Origin of the sequence: Microcystis sp. BLCC-F209, assembly GCF_041928595.1 — a bacterium.
Classification (GTDB): domain Bacteria; phylum Cyanobacteriota; class Cyanobacteriia; order Cyanobacteriales; family Microcystaceae; genus Microcystis.
The window spans coordinates 1-18,871 of record NZ_JBHFLL010000135.1 but is presented as its reverse complement, the minus strand read 5'-3'; the positions used below and the strand labels follow the sequence as shown (position 1 = coordinate 18,871).

The following is an 18,871-nucleotide window of genomic DNA, read 5'->3' as shown; positions in this document are numbered from 1 at the left end:
CTTGGCGATTAAATATATCGAACTTGGTTTCGCATTTCGTCCGCAGTCACTCGATCAAGAATAACCAGTAAACGGTTCGCCATCTCTCGCGGAGGGCGACGGACAGCGAAAATCACCCCGTAATGGGTTCGATTGGCATCGAAGTAATCGCGAACCAGTTCTTCAAAATCGGTTCGGTTGTGAGTGACTAAGGTTCTCCCCTGACTCACCGCGTGAGCGAGTTGTGCTTTATCTGTGGCGTTAAGTTGTCCCGCATCCCTCGCAGTAATCGCGTCAAACCCCCTCGCTCTCAACAACTCGGCGATTAAAACGTTAACATCTTCATCTAGATAAGTAGGTGGGTGGAATTAAATATAAAATGAACGTAGGTTGGGTTGAAGCATGAAACCCAACGCCCGCATGGGTTACGCTACCGCTAACCCATCCTACAAATAATTGTGCTACAAATAATTGTGCCTACCTACTTAGAGACGGATAAAGAGATTATTCACGAATTTTTTAGCAGCGGATCGATTAAGTCGTCGGGAACGCGGTTATGCTCGATATAAGCGTTAATTTCCTCTAGATGGTCGCTGTAATAGGTCAACGCACTGAAGACCTGACTTAACGTCAGATGGGGCATTCCTAGGGGTATTTCTTCGGGAGCGACCCCCAGACGCCAAGTTTCGACGATGGCGCGGACGGGTGTACGCGTTCCTTTGATAATTGGTTCCCCGTGTAAAATCTCGTCGTCTCGAACGATATAGAGATATTCGGTCGCTTGAACCATCGCGGTTTTCTGGAGTGGATATCGTTTAGTTTATCGTATCGATCGAACCCCCGACTATTCCCCATAAATATCGGTTCGGTTACTTCAGCCACCCGATCTCACTTGCGGCGATTCTTTCTGCTCTTTCTCGCCATTTTTTTGAATTTTCTGTAATTACCTCGCACATCGATCGGGCTTTTTCCGCCGCATCCCGCGCCATTTCCAGAATTTCCTCTAGTTCCCGTTCATTTAGTCCTGTTTCTTTTTCGTCCATCACCGTAAGCCCTCCAAGCGATTTTTAACTCGAATAGAAGCGATCGATCACACATAAATTGCCTCTCGATCGATCCGTGCCTTGAGGTAAGGATTCAGAGAATCCCGATAGCGGATCACGTCCACTTCCCGTCCGAATAGGTTCTCTAGTTCGGCTTTCAGTCTGACTCTTTTAAGCAGATCGGGGGGCATATATACCACTATATCTATATCGCTCGTCGGTCGGGTTTCCTCTCTGGCTACCGAGCCGAAAATGCCGATTCGATCGATCGCGTATCGTTCCTCCAGTTCGGGTTTCAGGGTTCGTAAATGTTCCAATATCTCGTTGGCGGTGATTTTATCTACCATCTAATTTACTCCCTTTAGTTAATCGTGCGATCGATCTCTCGATCCTGATCAAAGACTAAAACGGGCTGCCACAATCGCACAACCCGTTCCCAATCAATTTAATTTTTAGTCGGTCAAAATTACTTTTCCAGTTTCCGGCCTTTGCACAATAAACCGACCCCGGCAACAGAGAGTAAACCGAGAACCGTCGCAGGTTCGGGAACGGTGGTAGGAGCGGCGGGAGAGTAGGTTAGGGTTGTACTATTGACATCGAGGACACCAGTGAATATACTTGCTCCTCCCTTGACAGAGAATGTATTCCCCAAGCTGCCAGGGAAGTAATTTAGAGCCAAAATATCGGCATTATTCTGAGCGGCAAATGAACTCGCGGTAATCACCCCGCCACTGACCGTAAAACTATTAGCCGGTACATTAGCAGTAAAATTCGCCAGAACATTAAAGGGGAATGTGTAGCCTAGGGCGGAGGGAGCGGAAGTCACGATCAGCGAAGTGGCGGCCAAATTTGTTCCGTCTCCGTCCGGCAGGGTGAGCGTCCCCTGTACGGTTCCGGAGACCGGACCGGTTACGTTGCCGAAGGAGAAGTTAAAAGTGGCGGCACTGGCAACCGGTGCGAGGGTGGCGGTGGCTACCGTGGCGAGGGCGACGGAATAGCAAAAGGAACTTTTGAGTGGCATAGAATACATTGTTTAGCTAAATTCACCCGAATTTTACCCCCCCCCCCGATTTTGTCAAGGTTGTTGCTATTTATATTTATTATGCTTTATCTAGCTATTGATTACTCGATTCGGGATTGAGGGGGATCTGCCAAGAGAGCGGCGAAGTGGTGCGCTTTTCTGGGGTGCGGGGGGTTATAGTATCATCAAAGAAATACTCTAGCCGCCGATCGCTCTTGTCATTGGCCAAAGACAAACAAAATAACTAGCATTAAAATAGTTATGGTCTCCGTTTCGGTGTTTCCGTTATCCCAGTTCCCCTGATAGGATTTAATCGCTCCCTTAACTCTAGAGCTAAAGTAGAGATAGGGTTTAATTGGAGTCATGTATGGAAGCGATCGAATTTAGGACGGTTATTTATAACGGTCAAGTGAGCGTTCCCCCCCGATATTCTTCTCGATGGGAAGGTAAGATGATGCGGGTGATTGTTTTGGATGACTCGGAAATCGTCCCCGATCCGAGCCAGAAAACTGAAAAAACGATGTTCGAGGCGATTTCTTTAAATACACGGGGATTTACATTCGATCGGGACGAGGCTAATGCCCGATAAAGTTTTTATCGATACTAATGTCTTAATTTACGCGTATTCTGAGGATGAGCCGGATAAACGACAGCGAGCGATTGATTGTGTTCGATCGGGTGAGGCTTGGATTAGTACACAGGTTTTAAATGAAACGATAAATGTATTAAAACGGAAATTTTCCCTAAGCTATTCGCAAATTCGAGACGCTGTACAAGAGCTTTCCGAGGGATTCCCAATCGTCCTCGTTTCTGTTAATACGATAGAGATGGCATTGAATCTAGCGGAACGTTATCAATATAGTTACTTTGATAGTTTAATACTGGCCAGCGCTCTGGAAGCGGACTGTCAAATTCTCTACAGTGAAGATTTACAAGATGGTCAGCGAATCGAGAATCAATTGATGATTATTAATCCCTTTAGTTAAGTAGGTAGGCGTTAAAAGTTGTCAGACACCCCCCTTGATAAGTAGGGTTGATTCATGAATCAACCCTACTATGAATCAACCCTAGGACTAAGGGGGGATCGAACTTAAAATCCATTTTTAATTTAATTATAACTACTTACTTAAGTTAATTTCTCCCAAATTTTTGCGGCTCTCTTATCGTTTGTGTGATCGATTTTAGCGATTAAATCTATCTTCCTCTCTCTGTCCTTTGTGCCTTTGTGGTTTATCCCCAAGAGGCTCTTTTTTCCAGTCTATCCCTTGGGGGAGAAAAATAATAAGGGGAACCACAGTTGATGAAGAATATCTTCATTAATCCGACGCACGGCTAACCATTCCAACATATTGGAACGATGGCAGGTAGCCACTGCGATGGCACTGATGTCATCTTCTTCCGCTGCCGTCAACACTTCTAATACAGGTGTTCCCTGTCGCACTTGGCTCTCTACTTGCAAACCGAGTTTTTCTAGTTGCGCTTGTACCGATTCTAATTCCCGACGGGCATCATTTAAACGGTATTCGGTGACACTGGGATCGCGACTGATGTTTTCCACTACCCGGACGAGGAGACATTGCTCAAAAGAGCCAGGGGTGCGGGTTTGAGCGTATTTTTCCATCTGTTCAATTAGATAAATTGCGTCGGGACTGCCATCGTAGGGAATTAATAAATGTTTCCAGAGATGCTGACAGCGCAGGGCTAATTCATCGTGAGTATAAACTGATAATAATTGCGGTCGGAAAATCAGCAGCGGAATATCGGTTATACCTGCGATCGCTAAACTGGTACTACCGAATAATTTTTCTTGGACAGCACCGCGCATGGGATTGCCCATCAAAATCACGTCAATAGAGTGATGCGCGAGGATTTCCCGCACGGCATCCACGGGACGACGGTTAGAGATTTCGACAATAACTGTCATGCCGTCGGGAATATTTGCTAAAGCTGGGGATAATTTTTCTTTAGCCGCATCAATTTTTCCTTGATCTACGGCAGCTAGGGTGGGTTGTTCCCAAACCGGAATACTGTGGAGGAAGATAACTTGTTTTAAGCCGCTCAGGGCTAAGTGTGGCACACAATGGACAAGACGATGGAGACCATCGAAAAGATCTGTACAGATCAAAGCGCGCTCGAACATAAATTAACCCCTAGCAATTCGGTTATTCTTCCCTAAGAATAACTAAAAAGGTGAAGAAATGCGCCCCGCATCCCTAGCTCGTTTCCGCAGAAACCCAGCCGGAGAAAGAGGTCGCCCGCAGGGGTGAAATGAGTTACTGGGAGGCCCAGGGATTAGAATCTAGACCCCACTGGTGTTTGAGAAAAGCTTTGTACATATTTTCTCTGACCATCATTTGTTCGTAGAGCTTGATCAGGAAATCCTGCGCTTGCTCCTGACTCATTTTTTCTACCTGAGTCTGAAAAGAACGAATGTTGAACTGTTGTTCTAAGGAAAGTTCGATCGGTTGAGACATGGTGTTCCTCCTCGATGAAGACAGTGGTTGATAACAAGCGAGATGGGTGATTGGTATCACCTCTTTTCTTTAACTAATGTAACAAATACTTGACAAAGTGTCAATGTATCTGTAAAGAGGGTTTTGCTTTTTCCCTCCTGTTAGCTAGGATACCCCGCCGCCAAAAGGAAAGAAGCATATAATGATACATTTAGCAAGAGTTTTAATAAAATTTTGCTTACTGTGAACAAATACTTAAGTAGTTATACTTATTTTTCCCCAGGTCCGACCAGAGCGAGAGAAAATATTTGACAAATTGTGTAAAGATTCTGTAATAATCGAAGAGAGCGACATAAATCGGGTAAGTTGAATGATTAGCCCTGTTAACAGCTAAAAACGTAACCCCTAGATTCCGTTCCTCTCGTTGAAATCGTTAAGGATAGTCGAAATTGACGGCCACAGCCGCTATCGTGCAGAAACTACAAGCCTATCGCTGGGAAACATCTTCCTTAGCTCTGTTTGCCTTAAAAAAATCAGGATACAGGCACGGAATGTCGCACAAGTTTTTACATCAACCTATACTTGGAGGAATCCATCATGTCCGTTCGTCTATACGTTGGTAATTTGCCCAAAGAATCCGTCGAGCGCGAAAAATTACAGGCGCTTTTTGCCGATGAAGGGGATACGATTACCACTAAAGTCATCAAAGACCGCAAAACCGGCAAATGTCGCGGTTTTGCCTTCGTTACCGTCCCTAGCGATGAACTAGCCGACCAGTTTATCGAAAAATACAACGGCCAATCCTTCATGGAAAACCCGATCAAAATCGAGAAAGCTCTCCCCCGCAGCAAGGGAGGTAAAGAAGAAGGAGAAGAAGCAGAAGGCACGGAGGCCAGCGTAGAAACCCCAGAAAAAGTCGAAAGACCGACTCCGAAACCGACGACAGCAGCACCGCGCAAATCCAGTGGTGGTGGCGGCGGCAAAAAACGCAAGGCTGAACGGGGTGGCAATAATGCCCCGAAAGTTACCAGCGATGGTGACGCTTTACAGCCAGATCCCCGTTGGGCCAATGAATTGGCTAAACTCAAGGAAATGTTGGCCGCTCAGGCCACTAATCCCTAATTCCATTGACAAGAGGGCAAGGGATGACCGATAACTAAGAGGTTCAAAACATCGCTTTTAGGAATGTGCATAATGACAGCAATCGATCCGATCATTATCATGAAACAGGAGGTCGGTAAGGCCGCCGCTAATCTAGTTCAATCTAATTCGGTCGTGGGATTGGGAACTGGTTCAACGACGGCCTACGCGATCGAATATCTGGGCGCTAGACTGCAAAGCGGGGAAATCAGCAATATTGTCGGGGTTCCCACTTCTTTTCAAGCGCAAGTTTTGGCTAGGAAGTACGGAATTCCCCTCACTACCCTTGATGTCATCGCCAAGATGGATATCGCTATCGATGGGGCCGATGAGGTGGATCCCCAGAAAAACCTGATTAAAGGTGGCGGTGCTGCCCATACTCAGGAGAAAATTGTCGATAGTCTCGCCGATATTTTTGTCGTGGTAGTGGATGGCAATAAGCTGGTGGATAAGTTGGGATCGACTTTTCTTTTGCCAGTGGAAGTGTTACCCATGGCCATGACTCCGGTGATGCTGAAATTAGAGGCCCTCGGTGGTAAACCTTCTCTCCGCATGGGAGTGAAAAAAGCTGGCCCCGTGGTGACAGATCAAGGCAATTTAGTTATCGATGTTAAATTTGATAGTATCGATGATCCGGCTGATTTGGAAAGAACTATTAATAATATGCCGGGGGTTTTAGAAAATGGTTTATTTGTCGGGGTTGCTGATCTGATTCTCGTCGGTGAAATTATCGACGGTAAGCCGGTAGTGCGCGAGATTAGGTAGGATTAATTATTCTTAAGCTAATAGTGAAACAGGCCTGCGGCCTGTTTTGTTATTATGGGTATATACAAACAAAGAGCAAAACAAAGAGAGACTATAGGCTAATAAAAAATATGTCCCTTTTTGACAGAAAATACCTGGGAAGATTGCAACCAACGGGACTCAAAAGAACTGAGATGAGTGGTGGTAATTAAGGTTTGAAAACGGTCTTCGATCGCATCTAATAATTGATTTTGTCGCTCGATATCTAATTCCGCTAAAACATCATCGAGGAGCAGTAGGGGAGGTTCCCCGATAATCTGCTCTAGTAACTGTAATTCCGCTAATTTCAAGGCTAAAACTAAGGTTCTTTGTTGTCCTTGGGAACCGTAGGATTTAGCGGGGTTTTGGTTAATTAAAAAATCCACTTCATCCCGGTGCGGACCGACTACCGATGTCCCTAGTTGTTTCTCTGCCAAACGACGGGTTTCAATCTTATCTAAAAAAGCCCTTTGTACCTCATTGACATCATCTTCTATCCAAGGCACATTGGGAACATATTGTAATTCTAGATATTCAGTTTTTCCGCTAATACTTTCGTGCCATTTTTGGGCTAAAGGAATTAATCTTTGCAGGACTCGCGCCCTTCTTCTCGTTACTCTTGAACCGGTTTCTGCTAGTTGTAAATCCCAGAGTTTTAGTTGGGATAAATCCGCATAAACTTTTCCCTCTAATTCCTGTTTACGAATCTCTTTTAAGAGGGCATTTCTTTGTCGTAAAACCTGATTATATTGCTGTAAAATATGAACGTATAGGGGTTCTAATTGAATTAACAAAGTATCTAACCAATCTCGGCGAGCTTCCGGACCACCGCGCACTAAATCCAGATCGAGACTAGAAAATTGTACCGCATTAATCACGCCCAAAAAGTCAAGATGACGGCGTAGGGGTTGACGGTCGCGGATCACGGTACGACGACCGGAAGAACGGAGAATTAAACTTAATTCTGATGCTCCATAAAGACGATTAACCCTAGCAAAAATTCTCGCCTCCGAGTCCGATTCTAGCACCAGATCCCGATCCTTGCTAACTCGATGGCTCTTGAGAGTGGCCAAAAGTTCGATCGCTTCTAGTAAATTAGATTTTCCCTGAGCATTATTACCCAATAATATTGTTTTTTTGGACTCGAATTTTAGCACCTGTTCGGCATAATTTCTAAAACTGTGAAGGTGCAGGTGTTCTAGATACATTGCAAGTTGGGGGTTGGGGAATTATGAATTATGAATTATGAATTATAAATTATGAATTGGGGTGTGGGGTGTGGGGTGTTGGGGAAGTGGGGAGAAAAAAGCTGATAACTGATCACTGATAACTGATCACTGACAATGGCAGGGGTTTGGGGTTAAGTGAATTTGCTATAATTCCCCTTGACAATCAGTATTTTATAGCAGCTTTTACCTTGAAAATTCCCTTTTTGCCTTTAAAACAGACTGAAAGTCTATCTAAACTCGCTTTGATGTCTATACTCGCTTTTGATGCTTCTGTTTCCCTCGCTGGACAATTTCCCGATGGCAGCATATTTTTTGAGCGCTCTCCCACTCTGGTTAATTTCTCCGCTACTTTTCAATCCGTGCGTACTTGGGGTGTCAAATACTATCTTACCATCGCTCTACCGCCGTCTCTCGGGGCGCCCTTGGGTAAAGTAACCATACAACAGCAGCCTAATATTCAAACTATTGCTTTTCTTGGCGATCAAACCTTTGCTTTTCTTGGCGATCGCAATCAGCGAGGCGAAAAATTAACCCTAAAATCCACTACTTTTAACCCCAATACTCAGACGATTACGGTCATTTTTGATCCTCCTGTCCCCCCCGGTAATACCGTTTCCATCGGTCTGAAACCAGTACGAAATCCCGATTATGGTGGTGTCTATCAGTTTGGAATTACTGCCTATCCCCCCGGGGAGAATTCTCCCGGATTATATCTAGGAGTCGGACGTTTAGCAATTTATGAGGCTGGCGATCGCTGGTAGGCTGTTCCGCGTCTAAAAACAGTGAGCAGTAAACAGTGAGCAGTGAGCAGTAAAAAGACAGTAGGAAACTTCTATTTAATTAGGAATAGGTGCAGCCTTAAATCGAAAACTGTAACCCCTAAATTATCATCGGCAAAAGTTCCCTGACTTCCTTGTACATTTAAAGTCAGGGATTAAGCGTTTGCTTGACATAAATGTATATCTCGACAACCCCAGAGTCTTATGATTTCCACCCTAACCCTTGAAGAAATCAAAACCCTAGTCTATCAACTTCCCCTCTCAGAACAAATTTCTCTCTTAGAAGACCTCGAAGACAAGCTAGAAACCCTCACCCTCATGAAACTAGCAGAAACAGGCTTTCCAGAATGGAACGACCCAGAGGAAGATATTTACAATGTCCAAACCTAAAGCTGCCGAAATTTGGTTAGTTCGCTTTCCCTTCAGCGACCTTAGCACCACAAAACTCAGACCCGCGCTAGTTTTAGCTGTACATCGAGAAGAACAAATCATCCTGGGAATCTTCTCCAAAATCCCCCCTGGAGAGTGGTGGGAAACTTGGATACTGGTTAGGGAAGGACATCCCAACTTCTCACAAACAGGCTTAAAAAAGACCTCTGTAATTAGAACTGACAAGATTGCGACGGTCAACCAGTCCGTTTTTCAACAGAAACTAGGCATTTTACCCTCAGACATCCTAAACCAAGTTCAAACTGCCCTCAAAAAATCCTTAAATATTCCCTAGCATTGATTTTATCCAATGATTAACTTTCCTAAAGCGATCTCAAAGACTTCCTTAAATTTCCCCTGAGCAATCCAGAAAGCTTCATTACTATACTACTATACAACTAAACAATCACTCAAATCTAATTCTCCAGAGGCTTTTCAATCATGACATTAGTAAAACTGATTGATTTTCGGGGGAGAGGTAAGAATAACTTATTAAAGATAGCGATAGCGAAGCACTGCTGCAAGCAGATCGCCTCCTCTGTTTTTGCTAAGTACCTAAGCAAAATTAATTACACATATCTAACCACCTCTTGCCTCTTGTCTCTTGCCTCTTGCCTATCTTCACTAGGAAATTAATTTTGCACGACTACTTATTAGTACCCTAACGATAGTATCTGTTCAAGCAGCCTATGCTGCTCAAATTTTTTTTGGTGAAGATATCAACACCACGGCGACTGGAAATAACGAGAACGCAGTACGGATTCCTCACCCCAATGCTGACATAGCACGCAACGCCTTTTTCTCGAACCTGCAAGGCGTAAAAACAGAAACATTTGAGACTTTTGCTCCTAATTCTATCATCACTACACTAAATTTTGGAACAGATACAGCGTTTTTGTCACCGGGACTTCCAGTAGTCAATATACCAACTGGTACATTAAATGGAACGTTTCCTATTTCTGGTAATCAGACAGTTGGAACTAATACTGGTACTAGCACAGTATTTCGTATTGATTTTAGTAGTCCACAGAAAGCATTCGGTTTTTATGTCACTGATGTGGAGATACCTAATAATCTTAGTCTCAGATTTTTATTAAGTGACGGTTTATCTACCATAGACCGCCCTGTTCCCACGCAAGCGGGTACGGGTGGTGCAAATAATACAGGTTCAGTCACTTATTTCGGTGTAATAGACACTAACAATCCATTTATTTCTGTTTCCTTCATCAGAAATCTAAATACTGATGATGGTTTAGCATTGGATGATTTTACTATCGCAAGCACCAGTCAAATAAATGTCCCCGAACCCTCATCAATTCTAGGAATACTGAGTTTAGGAGTATTAGGAATAGGTGCAGCTTTAAAGCGAAAACTGTAACCCCTAAATTATCATCGGCAAAAGTTCCCTGAATTGGTTGTCCATTTAAAGTTAGGGATTAAGCGTTTGCTTGACCCAAATTCGGAATTGTTTTAATGCCATTGCACTACCGATTTTTTGACTATTTTGTAGCGTTTCTGGAATTTTTTCTATTAGATTAAATTGAGAAAATAGTCGGCTTTGGGAAGATTCAACATATTCCGATCCTTGTAAAACACTGATTTCCAGTCTCTCTCCATTATATCGCCACAATTCAGGAACACCCAATCGCTCATAATTATTAAATCGGGTTCGCTTAGTAATATCAATTTCAATTGCTAAATCGGGAGGGGGATCAATAGCCAAATCAAGTCGCTTTTTTCCCCTAACAGCAGCACAATTTTCGATATAAAAAGACTCATCTGGTTCTATTCCTTGATCCATTTGTTGATTTTTAAAGGTTGTCGATCCAGCGGGTTCATAGTCTAACTCTAATTCATCCAGGAGAACTTTAACCAAATCCCCGATTAAAACTTTGGTATTTTCATGAATAAAAAGAGGAGTCATTGCTTCTAAATTTCCCTGACTATAAGATAGACGAATTGACCGTCTATCTCCCAATTCGTCAAGAATTTTTTCATAATCTTGCCAAGTGAGCGAAGTTAACAACAGGCGATCGCCTGGGGTAACAGTTAGTTGTTTTAATGCTAATAACATCAGAATTTGTCGGCTCAGTTGTTATGATTGGGCGGTTTAGTCAGTATTTAACTTTTTTCTACCTTAGATTATATTATATAGCAGTTTTCATCAGAATGAGGCATGGGCAAGGGGCTTAAACTCTTTGTTGGCAAAACTTGTCGATACCTCAGTAACGTGAAAAGCTCTATATGCAAACTGAAAACTCAAATCTGATCACTGATCAAGGAGAACTTCCCACCCGTCTGAATTTTAGAAAAATTTAACTTTATTCAATCCATGAACATCTGTTCAGATGTTATACTAAAGTCAGTAAAGAAGTTCAGAGGTAGTAACCATGATCGCTGTCACCACCATGAAATGTGCTTGTGAATCCTGTACGTGTCAAGTATCGATCGCCGATGCCATCAAAAAAAACGATAAATACTACTGTTGCCAAGCTTGTGCCAATGGTCACGTTAACGAGAACGAGAAAGGCGGTGGACACCCGGGCTGTTCTTGCAGTCAAATTTAGTTATTGGGGAGAAGGGGACAAGTATCGGCATGGAAGATTTGATCGATACCTCCCTTTCTCAACTTTCCCTTAATAACCGATCAGGAAAAAACATGGCCATAGAGAAAATAGCGCCGGTTTGTGGGGAATCCCATCACCAAGAGGCGAAATTCCAGCACTTGCAGGGATTAGAAATCGAAAAAGCCCAAAAAATGGCCGAATTTTTCAGCCTTTTGGGGGATGCCAACCGCCTCAGAATTCTGTCGCTTTTAGCCAAACAAGAATTATGTGTTTGTGACTTAGCCGACGACTTAGGGATGAGTGAATCGGCCGTATCGCACCAGTTAAGAACCCTAAGAGCCTTAAGATTAGTTAAATACCAAAAACAGGGACGGAGAGTCTTTTATCGTCTTGCCGATCATCATGTTCTTGACCTTTATTATGCGGTCTCGGAACATTTAGAAGAGCCAGCGGACGAGGACTAAAACAGTCCCAAAGCGGGTAAAACAAACTGTAAGAGCAGAGAACCAATCCCCTGCACCATTTGGTCTAATTGAGCGTTGCCACCACCTTGTTCTCGCGGTTTTAGGGCGATTTCCATGCCTTTAATAAAATTCTCTGCCGCTTCGTAACCGGGGGTATTACCTTGTCGTTCAAAGAGAGTCGAAGCCATTTGAGCATCCTGGGCCGCTAGAGCATTTTGTCCCAGACGATAGTGAGCCATGGCCCGGGCCAGATAAGCTGGAGCATATTCTGAGTTAATTGTCAAGGCTTTATTAAAATTTTCTATAGCGGCGCTGGTGCGTCCCTGTTTTCCTTCCACCATTCCTAGACCATAGAATAGTTCGGGAGTACCGGCACTACTGGGAATTCCCACCGCACCCTGCACGTATGCAGTGTCTAGTTTAGTGTTGTCGAGGTTAGCATTATTGAGATAAGCACCTCTTAAATCCGCACCCGTCAAGATTGCCCCAGTTAGGTTCGCTCCAGTCAGATTAGCACCAAAAAGAGAGGCGCCGGTTAAATTTGCCCCACTCAGATCCGCTCCACTTAAATTAGCTTGACTAAGATTGGCCCCGACGAGATTGGCCCCATTTAATTTTGCCCCGACTAGATTCGATTGCACTAACCCCGAACCGCTCAGATCGCATTGGGGACATTTTCGGGTCGATAATAATTGCTGTAGGTGGTTTAGATCTTCCGTCTGACCAACTAGGGAGAAGTTCAGGGGAAGACTGAGGACGAGGGTTAGGGCGATCGATTTGTACATAGTTTAAAAATAACTCTATTTATTATTACTGATAATACCCATTCGATCAGGGCTAATCGCTCAACTAGATTCTGCTTGAGAAATCAGCCCTTATCAACTAAAATAGAAGATTAGAGGCTCTTAAGGTCAGAAGAAGCGACAAAATCGAGATTTGTTACCTTTTCAACAGCAAGTTTTTTTAAAGGAATTTCCCCATTTCATAATGACTACTCTACACGGTAATTGGCTGATTGGTTCGCAAGATAGTGTTTTTTTTCTTTGGGGTGAACAGTGGCAAGGGAAAGAATTAAGTGAAACAAAGGAAAATCATCCTTTTTGTCTAGAATCCAGGGCATTAGCCCAATTTATCGAGAAATTTTCCCCTCAGCTTGACTGCTATTCTCCAGAATCAATCAAGCTCAGTTTGCCTAGTTATTCCCCCCCTAGGAAAAAATATTTTTTACCGCTGCTGTCGGGGCAAATTCTCGAACCCTCAACTAAATCCTTGTCTTGGCAACCATGGCAGATATCGGGATTAACTTTTTCTGCGGGGATGATAGTGCGGTTATGGGAGAAATTACCCCTAGCTAAGGCCGAATTTATCGGCAATGATCTACGATTTTGGCTGTATTTGCACCGTTGGAGTTTAGATTTATTAGCAAGGGGGAAATTTTTAGCGGGAATAAATCAGGGTGAAAGTTGCTGGTATCCCCTGCTGGATAGTACCATCGATCGCACTCGTTTAGCTAAGTTTATCCAAACCATCCCCCCAGTCTGTCTTGCCTATCAAGAAAATAGCGAACCACAAACAATTATTCTCGATTGCTTAAAAAATATTGTCGATGCTCGTTTGCGACAAAAGATAGATAGTAGTGTTAATATTTCCCCCTCATTGATGGTGAAACCCTGGCTACAATCTTTAAGCGGTGAGCATCATGACATTGCTTTAGAAGCCAAGAATTTACAGCGTCTAGAAAATGCTTATAATAACTGGGTGTTTCCTATCCAAGAAAGTTTAGTTAATGGCAATAATCGCCAATTAATTGAGAATCAATACCGTGTCTGTCTATCCTTACAACCTCCCAGTTTAGGAACAGTATGGAAACTCACCTATTATTTACAAGCGTTAGATGATCCCGAATTTCTCATTAGTGCCAAGTTGATTTGGTTAGAGGGGAAAGAAAGTTATCATAGTTATCAAAGAGTTGTCAATAATCCCCAGGAAATTCTCTTAAAAGGATTGGGATTAGCAGCGCGATTGTACGAACCGATTAGAATTAGTTTAGAGCAGAGACACCCGGAGGAATGTTCTCTTGATTCGATCGAAGTTTATCAGTTTATTCGCTCGATCGCTTGGCAATTGGAAGATCAGGGATTAGGGGTAATTTTGCCAACGGGTTTAACTGCCGGTAGTAATGAACAAAGATTAGGAATTAAGATTGCTGCCAGTGTAACTCCCAAAAAAGGAGAAAGATTAAGTTTAACCAGTTTGTTAAACTTTCAGCTTAAATTAGTGGTAGGGGAACAGGAAATATCGAAAAAAGATTTTGATAAGTTATTAGAGAAAAAATCGCCAGTGGTGGAAGTGGGGGGCAAATGGTTAATCCTACAACCTACGGATGTCAAAGCAGCTCAGGCAATTTTAAATAATACCATCGCTCCCCTGAATCTCTCGGTGGAGGATGCCCTGCGCTTGAGTTCAGGAGATAATAATCTAATTGCTAAACTGCCGGTAGTTAATTTCCAAGCGGAGGGAGCATTAAAGGAATTAATTGACAATTTAAATAACAATCAAGGGATTCAATTAATCAACCCCCCCCGGGAGTTTCGGGGGGAATTACGTCCCTATCAAATCAAGGGAGTTAGTTGGTTAGCTTTCCTAGAAAAGTGGGGTTTAGGTGCTTGTTTAGCCGATGATATGGGTTTAGGAAAAACCCCGCAATTAATCGCTTTTTTACTAGCATTAAAAGAACAGGATATGTTAGTTAATCCCGTGCTAGTTGTTGCTCCCACTTCTGTGGTCAATAACTGGGAACATGAGTTAAGAAAATTTGCTCCCACCCTAGCGGTTTTTGTGCATCATGGCGAAAAAAGATTAAAAGGTCAAGCTTTTGCTCAAGAGGTAAAAAATAAATCGGTTGTTATTACCAGTTATCCTTTAATCTATCGTGATCTGTCCAGTTTAGAAGCAGTACAATGGCAAGGTTTAGTTTTAGATGAAGCTCAAAATATCAAAAATTCTACGGCTAAACAATCCCAGGCAGTGCGAAAAATACCGGCAGGATTTCGGATTGCCTTAACGGGAACTCCCGTAGAAAATCGCCTGACGGAATTATGGTCAATTTTGGATTTTCTCAATCCCAATTTTTTAGGAACTCAAGCCTTTTTTCAGCGTCGGTTTGCCCTTCCCATTGAAAAATACGGCGATCAAGAATCCCTGCATAATTTGCGTTCCCTTGTCCGTCCCTTTATTTTACGGAGATTAAAAACCGATAAAACTATTATCGAAGATTTACCAGAAAAACAGGAAATGAATGTCCTGTGTGGTTTATCAAAAGAACAGGGACAACTTTATCAACAATTAGTCGAGACAACCCTCCAAAAAATTGAAGAAACTCAAGGAATTCAGAAACATGGATTAATTTTAACCTTGCTAATGCAACTAAAACAAATTTGTAATCATCCTGGGCATTTTTTGAAAGAAAATAGTTTAGAAACCAGTCAAAGATCGGGAAAATTATTACGTTTAGAAGCCATGGTAGAGGAAGTGATAGCAGAAGGCGATCGAGCTTTAATTTTTACACAATTTGCCGAGTGGGGAAAACTCCTACAAACCCATCTCCAGAAAAAATTAGCCGAGGAAATATTATTTCTCTCCGGTTCTACCAAAGCAAAAGATCGGGTAGAAATGATCGAGCGCTTTCAAAATGATCCCCAAGGACCAAAGATTTTTATTCTCTCCCTGAAAGCGGGGGGAACAGGATTAAATTTAACCCGCGCTAATCACGTTTTTCATATCGATCGTTGGTGGAATCCGGCCGTAGAAAATCAGGCCACCGATCGCGCTTTCCGCATCGGACAAAAACGCAATGTTCAGGTACATAAATTCATCTGTACGGGAACCCTAGAGGAACGCATTAATGAGATGATCGAAAGCAAGAAACAATTAGCGGAACAAACCGTAGATGCCGGGGAAAATTGGTTAACAGAATTAGATACCGATCGCCTGCGAGATTTATTATTATTAGATCGATCGGCAATTATTGATGAAGAAGAAACCGATTAGAAGCGAACCACCTGATAAACCGTGGAACCATTCTCAAACAGGGGCTGATAGTAGATACCGCTACAATTGTAATAAAGTGTATTGTCAGTCGTGATTGTGGTGCAGCCGTCTGGGATATAGGTGACAATTGCGCCGATTGGCGGGGCCACCACCGTGTAGGAACTACCGCTAGGCTGAAGATAGATGCCGTCCGAGTAAATGTAGGAAGTGGGACCCACATAGACGGTATTGTAGTAGGGGGGGAGAGTGGCGATCGCTGAACCGATGACTAGGCCAGTGGTTAACCCCACCCAACCCCAACCCGGGGGGACATAATAACCGCCACCGTACCAACCGCCACCACGCCAGTAACCGTTGCGATTATCGTCAATAAAGTTCTGACGGTTCTGTTGGCGATCGCTAACCTGCTGCTGCCGTTCACCCTGTCTTTCGCTGCGTTCCCCTTGACGGATATCGGTTCTTTCGGTGCGTTCCCCCTGCCGTTCTCCCTGTCTTTCCGTGCGTTCCCCTTGACGGGTTTGTTGACTGGTTTGCCGTTCTCCCTGTCTTTCCGTGCGTTCCCCTTGGCGGTTTTGTTGACTGGTTTGCCGTTCCCCCTGTCGTTCCCCTTGACGGGTTTGTTGATTGGTTTGCCGTTCCCCCTGTCTTCCAGAAAAATCTCTAGAGGGTTGGGAACGATTACTAAAATTCCCTCGGTTTTGCAGATCACTACTGCGGTTAACCCGTGGGGAAGCTCCACCACCGCCACGACTAACGCCACCACCGCCACGACTACCGCCACCACCGCCACCGCGAGCGTCCACATCATCGGTGATCAGTAAACTTGTACCCAAGAGGAGGGCGGCAAGAACACATAAGTTTTGACATAAAGATCTTTTCATGGCCCGGACTCCTTGATTTTTTTATGGCTGGGATTGATTATCCCTAGGGGGTAGAAGTTCGATAGGGATCGACTCTGATCCCGGTTGGAAAGTGAAAGTATCGGCGGGTGTACTGGGATTAAAATTCCAGTCGGATAATATTGCCGTGTACTGGGGTGAACCGGGTAGAGTTTTATAGGTGATAATCGCTTTCCTCAGTAGGGGGGTGGCATCCTGCGTGACCCAGATTTGATAATCGCGATCGCTACCGATCAGCATCAGATGATACATTTGTTCGCTATTGACCATGTTGTTGCCGATAAAAATAATTTGCCCGACATCGGCCATTAGATCTGCACAGGGATCGTTCGCTGCCAGATTTGACATGGGAATGGTGATTCCGTACCTTTGCTCTACTTGGTCTAAGGCTTCATCTAGAGTATTCGGTGCCGGTTTCGTGACGTATAGATCCCGTTCCAGATCCTCGAGGGTGAAGGTTTTACCGTCGTAAAAAAAGCGGGTAACTCGTTCATCCCCAGTGTAGTCCGAGCGCAGGCGATCGGGTTTTTCTACCCAGATGTTTTGATAGGCACTGTACTGAACTTTCGCCCCGGAGTCGAGTATATCGTCATAGGTGACATCCATATGGACGGTGAACGATCGCTGTTTGGTTAAATTAGCACAGAGTTGCTCGATCACCTGTTCCGCCGTTTTTGGGCGGATTTCCTGGGATAGAGTCGGTATTTCCGCCAAGACTCCTGCGGCAGTGACCCAAGGCAAAAGTAAAGAAAGAATCGGCATGAAGCGAGGCATAATCATCTAATATTCCTCCAAGGCGATGGATTGTTTTGGTTAACGACCATTGTGTAAACTGACTAAACGAGCAATAAAAACGGCGGGATAGAGAACTCCTGTCATTCCTTCTAAATTGGCCAGAACTCTAGCGATTTTACTGGTAGGAACGATATCACCATAGCCCACCGTGGCCAGGGTAGTAAAGCTGAAATGAATTATATCCGCTTGGTTGACGGTTTTAGCGGCGGAGCTAAAGGCATCGGGGTCGAAAATCTGGACAATACTGTAAGCCGATGCCCAGAAAAATCCTAGGAGAAAATAGACACAAATTCCCCCTTTGATGATATCGGATGTCACCTGTTCGGCGAGAATTAATTCTCGTAAAATCGAGTACACGCATAAACCAATAAAAGCTAGAGAAATTAATGTACTAGACAGATCGAACCAACCAGTTAAATCGCTATAAATAGGGATAATCCTGCCGAATACTCGCAGGATAAGTGCAATTACAAACAGACCGATATTACATCTTAAAGCCAATTTACTGCGATCGATCTGATAGACGGCGATGATCAGGGAGAGGGAGAAGAAAAAGAAAATCAGCAAATCTCCCAGGGGTAGATATACTAAAAATGGGTAAATAATGTAGAGCAAGACTAGATTTGCCAGCAGCCGATTGTATTTATTTTCTGTTGCTCGCATCAATTGACGAAATTTCATAGCAGCGAACCTTTAATTGGCTTAACCATATATCAACTCTCGCTTTGAGGGCTTTTCTCTCTATTCTAACGCTCCTCCTCTGACAGAAGAGGGATAAGTTAGCTCTTAGCGTCCAGATTTTAGCATATAGTACAATTAATACTAAGTAGCTGGTTATAATTAAATTAAAAATGGATTTTAGGTTCGATCCCCCCTGCCCCCTTGATAAGGGGGGTGTCGATAGGCGGGGGGATCTGATAATTTTTAACGACTAACTACTTAAATCCCCTTATAATAAATGAAATTAAAAGCTTGACTAACTATCATTGGCTAACTTGTCATTGATTGTTATCAGCTTTTCAAAACAGGATTTACTAGGATTTTAGTGAGATTCAATCCCTGGCAGTTTTTTCAATAAAAAACGGTTCTTCTCAACCTAATAAGCTTTTACGCATTTAAGTTACATTGACAGCATTACCCTTATTTTTAAGTTTTCTACTCCATTTAATAATCAATCCCCCTTCATTTAAAAGCTGATTGACTACTTTTTCCAGTTCTTCTTTATTTTCAAATTCTCGAT

The 18,871-nt window shown here is 43.5% G+C and carries 24 protein-coding genes and 1 pseudogene; 11 read left to right on the top strand and 14 right to left on the bottom strand.

Going from position 1 to position 18,871, the window contains the following annotated elements; all coding sequences use genetic code 11:
• Positions 1 to 8: 8 nt before the first annotated feature.
• The 5 genes from ACE1AQ_RS08395 to ACE1AQ_RS08375 all read right to left on the bottom strand — a co-directional run bounded on the left by ACE1AQ_RS08395 (position 9) and on the right by ACE1AQ_RS08375 (position 2,043).
• Positions 9 to 296, bottom strand: a complete 288-nt coding sequence (locus ACE1AQ_RS08395; RefSeq protein WP_374808222.1) for a DUF5615 family PIN-like protein — start codon at positions 294 to 296, stop codon at positions 9 to 11.
• Positions 297 to 487: 191 nt separating this feature from the next.
• Complete coding sequence (locus ACE1AQ_RS08390; protein WP_016515500.1) at positions 488 to 769, bottom strand: DUF433 domain-containing protein; 282 nt, start codon at positions 767 to 769, stop codon at positions 488 to 490.
• Positions 770 to 848: 79 nt separating this feature from the next.
• A complete protein-coding gene (locus ACE1AQ_RS08385) occupies positions 849 to 1,022 on the bottom strand; it encodes a hypothetical protein (protein WP_374808220.1) in 174 nt (57 codons plus the stop codon).
• A gap of 47 nt (positions 1,023 to 1,069) precedes the next feature.
• Positions 1,070 to 1,369 (bottom strand): nucleotidyltransferase family protein, encoded by a 300-nt coding sequence (locus tag ACE1AQ_RS08380; RefSeq protein ID WP_190381225.1) that lies wholly within the window; start codon positions 1,367 to 1,369, stop codon positions 1,070 to 1,072.
• 119 nt (positions 1,370 to 1,488) lie between these two features.
• Positions 1,489 to 2,043: a PEP-CTERM sorting domain-containing protein gene (locus tag ACE1AQ_RS08375; protein ID WP_110544196.1), complete on the bottom strand. Its 555-nt coding sequence runs from the start codon at positions 2,041 to 2,043 to the stop codon at positions 1,489 to 1,491.
• 367 nt (positions 2,044 to 2,410) lie between these two features.
• Between ACE1AQ_RS08375 and ACE1AQ_RS08370 the strand changes: the two genes are divergently transcribed.
• Together ACE1AQ_RS08370 and ACE1AQ_RS08365 are read left to right on the top strand one after the other, a co-directional pair.
• The gene (locus ACE1AQ_RS08370; protein WP_110544193.1) at positions 2,411 to 2,632 is read left to right on the top strand and encodes a hypothetical protein; all 222 of its coding nucleotides are present in this window, start codon (positions 2,411 to 2,413) and stop codon (positions 2,630 to 2,632) included.
• A complete protein-coding gene (locus ACE1AQ_RS08365) occupies positions 2,622 to 3,029 on the top strand; it encodes a PIN domain-containing protein (RefSeq protein ID WP_110544188.1) in 408 nt (135 codons plus the stop codon). Before ACE1AQ_RS08370 ends, ACE1AQ_RS08365 begins: the two co-directional genes overlap by 11 nt.
• A gap of 272 nt (positions 3,030 to 3,301) precedes the next feature.
• On the opposite strand, the gene ACE1AQ_RS08360 is transcribed toward ACE1AQ_RS08365, so the two are convergent.
• On the bottom strand, positions 3,302 to 4,183 hold the full coding sequence (locus ACE1AQ_RS08360) for a universal stress protein (protein ID WP_106909643.1): 882 nt from the start codon (positions 4,181 to 4,183) through the stop codon (positions 3,302 to 3,304).
• Positions 4,184 to 4,316: 133 nt separating this feature from the next.
• The gene (locus tag ACE1AQ_RS08355) at positions 4,317 to 4,517 is read right to left on the bottom strand and encodes an NblA/ycf18 family protein (protein WP_002791926.1); all 201 of its coding nucleotides are present in this window, start codon (positions 4,515 to 4,517) and stop codon (positions 4,317 to 4,319) included.
• Between the two features lie 576 nt (positions 4,518 to 5,093).
• Here ACE1AQ_RS08355 and ACE1AQ_RS08350 point away from each other — a divergent pair.
• Positions 5,094 to 5,618 carry an RNA-binding protein gene (locus ACE1AQ_RS08350; RefSeq protein WP_008198691.1) on the top strand — a complete coding sequence of 175 codons (525 nt, stop codon included), beginning with the start codon at positions 5,094 to 5,096 and terminating at the stop codon, positions 5,616 to 5,618.
• Positions 5,619 to 5,690: 72 nt separating this feature from the next.
• Entirely contained in the window at positions 5,691 to 6,401 is a 711-nt protein-coding gene (rpiA, locus tag ACE1AQ_RS08345; protein WP_008198690.1) for a ribose-5-phosphate isomerase RpiA, read from the top strand.
• 98 nt (positions 6,402 to 6,499) lie between these two features.
• Here rpiA and recF read toward each other — a convergent pair whose 3' ends face one another.
• Positions 6,500 to 7,627: a DNA replication/repair protein RecF gene (gene recF / locus ACE1AQ_RS08340; RefSeq protein ID WP_106909641.1), complete on the bottom strand. Its 1,128-nt coding sequence runs from the start codon at positions 7,625 to 7,627 to the stop codon at positions 6,500 to 6,502.
• A gap of 209 nt (positions 7,628 to 7,836) precedes the next feature.
• On the opposite strand from recF, the gene ACE1AQ_RS08335 reads away from it, so the two are divergent.
• The 4 genes from ACE1AQ_RS08335 (at position 7,837) to ACE1AQ_RS08320 (ending at position 10,234) form a co-directional block, all read left to right on the top strand.
• The gene (locus tag ACE1AQ_RS08335) at positions 7,837 to 8,409 is read left to right on the top strand and encodes a DUF2808 domain-containing protein (protein WP_110544252.1); all 573 of its coding nucleotides are present in this window, start codon (positions 7,837 to 7,839) and stop codon (positions 8,407 to 8,409) included.
• A 222-nt stretch (positions 8,410 to 8,631) separates the two neighbouring features.
• Positions 8,632 to 8,817 carry a hypothetical protein gene (locus ACE1AQ_RS08330; RefSeq protein WP_008198687.1) on the top strand — a complete coding sequence of 62 codons (186 nt, stop codon included), beginning with the start codon at positions 8,632 to 8,634 and terminating at the stop codon, positions 8,815 to 8,817.
• Positions 8,804 to 9,151, top strand: a complete 348-nt coding sequence (locus tag ACE1AQ_RS08325; RefSeq protein ID WP_149977443.1) for a type II toxin-antitoxin system PemK/MazF family toxin — start codon at positions 8,804 to 8,806, stop codon at positions 9,149 to 9,151. Before ACE1AQ_RS08330 ends, ACE1AQ_RS08325 begins: the two co-directional genes overlap by 14 nt.
• Positions 9,152 to 9,751: 600 nt before the next feature.
• On the top strand, positions 9,752 to 10,234 hold the full coding sequence (locus ACE1AQ_RS08320; protein ID WP_374808215.1) for a PEP-CTERM sorting domain-containing protein: 483 nt from the start codon (positions 9,752 to 9,754) through the stop codon (positions 10,232 to 10,234).
• Positions 10,235 to 10,285: 51 nt separating this feature from the next.
• Here ACE1AQ_RS08320 and ACE1AQ_RS08315 read toward each other — a convergent pair whose 3' ends face one another.
• The gene (locus ACE1AQ_RS08315; RefSeq protein WP_106909640.1) at positions 10,286 to 10,930 is read right to left on the bottom strand and encodes a Uma2 family endonuclease; all 645 of its coding nucleotides are present in this window, start codon (positions 10,928 to 10,930) and stop codon (positions 10,286 to 10,288) included.
• Between the two features lie 316 nt (positions 10,931 to 11,246).
• Here ACE1AQ_RS08315 and ACE1AQ_RS08310 point away from each other — a divergent pair, with 316 nt between their 5' ends.
• Together ACE1AQ_RS08310 and ACE1AQ_RS08305 are read left to right on the top strand one after the other, a co-directional pair.
• Complete coding sequence (locus tag ACE1AQ_RS08310) at positions 11,247 to 11,423, top strand: metallothionein (RefSeq protein WP_110544185.1); 177 nt, start codon at positions 11,247 to 11,249, stop codon at positions 11,421 to 11,423.
• A 29-nt stretch (positions 11,424 to 11,452) separates the two neighbouring features.
• On the top strand, positions 11,453 to 11,887 hold the full coding sequence (locus tag ACE1AQ_RS08305; RefSeq protein ID WP_172456631.1) for a metalloregulator ArsR/SmtB family transcription factor: 435 nt from the start codon (positions 11,453 to 11,455) through the stop codon (positions 11,885 to 11,887).
• Here ACE1AQ_RS08305 and ACE1AQ_RS08300 read toward each other — a convergent pair.
• Entirely contained in the window at positions 11,884 to 12,672 is a 789-nt protein-coding gene (locus ACE1AQ_RS08300; RefSeq protein WP_008198683.1) for a pentapeptide repeat-containing protein, read from the bottom strand. The two genes, ACE1AQ_RS08305 and ACE1AQ_RS08300, sit on opposite strands and share 4 nt — an antisense overlap.
• A 202-nt stretch (positions 12,673 to 12,874) precedes the next feature.
• On the opposite strand from ACE1AQ_RS08300, the gene ACE1AQ_RS08295 reads away from it, so the two are divergent.
• A complete protein-coding gene (locus tag ACE1AQ_RS08295) occupies positions 12,875 to 15,937 on the top strand; it encodes a DEAD/DEAH box helicase (RefSeq protein WP_374808213.1) in 3,063 nt (1,020 codons plus the stop codon).
• Here the strand turns inward: ACE1AQ_RS08295 and ACE1AQ_RS08290 are convergent.
• The 4 genes and pseudogenes from ACE1AQ_RS08290 to ACE1AQ_RS08275 form a co-directional block, all read right to left on the bottom strand.
• Positions 15,934 to 16,818 (bottom strand): DUF6515 family protein, encoded by an 885-nt coding sequence (locus ACE1AQ_RS08290; RefSeq protein ID WP_110544181.1) that lies wholly within the window; start codon positions 16,816 to 16,818, stop codon positions 15,934 to 15,936. The genes ACE1AQ_RS08295 and ACE1AQ_RS08290 overlap by 4 nt on opposite strands.
• 21 nt (positions 16,819 to 16,839) lie before the next feature.
• Positions 16,840 to 17,616 (bottom strand): DUF2092 domain-containing protein, encoded by a 777-nt coding sequence (locus ACE1AQ_RS08285; RefSeq protein ID WP_110544178.1) that lies wholly within the window; start codon positions 17,614 to 17,616, stop codon positions 16,840 to 16,842.
• Positions 17,617 to 17,649: 33 nt separating this feature from the next.
• Positions 17,650 to 18,312, bottom strand: a complete 663-nt coding sequence (locus tag ACE1AQ_RS08280; RefSeq protein ID WP_110544175.1) for a potassium channel family protein — start codon at positions 18,310 to 18,312, stop codon at positions 17,650 to 17,652.
• Positions 18,313 to 18,746: 434 nt separating this feature from the next.
• Positions 18,747 to 18,871: pseudogene (locus ACE1AQ_RS08275) on the bottom strand (IS630 family transposase); the annotation flags it as partial.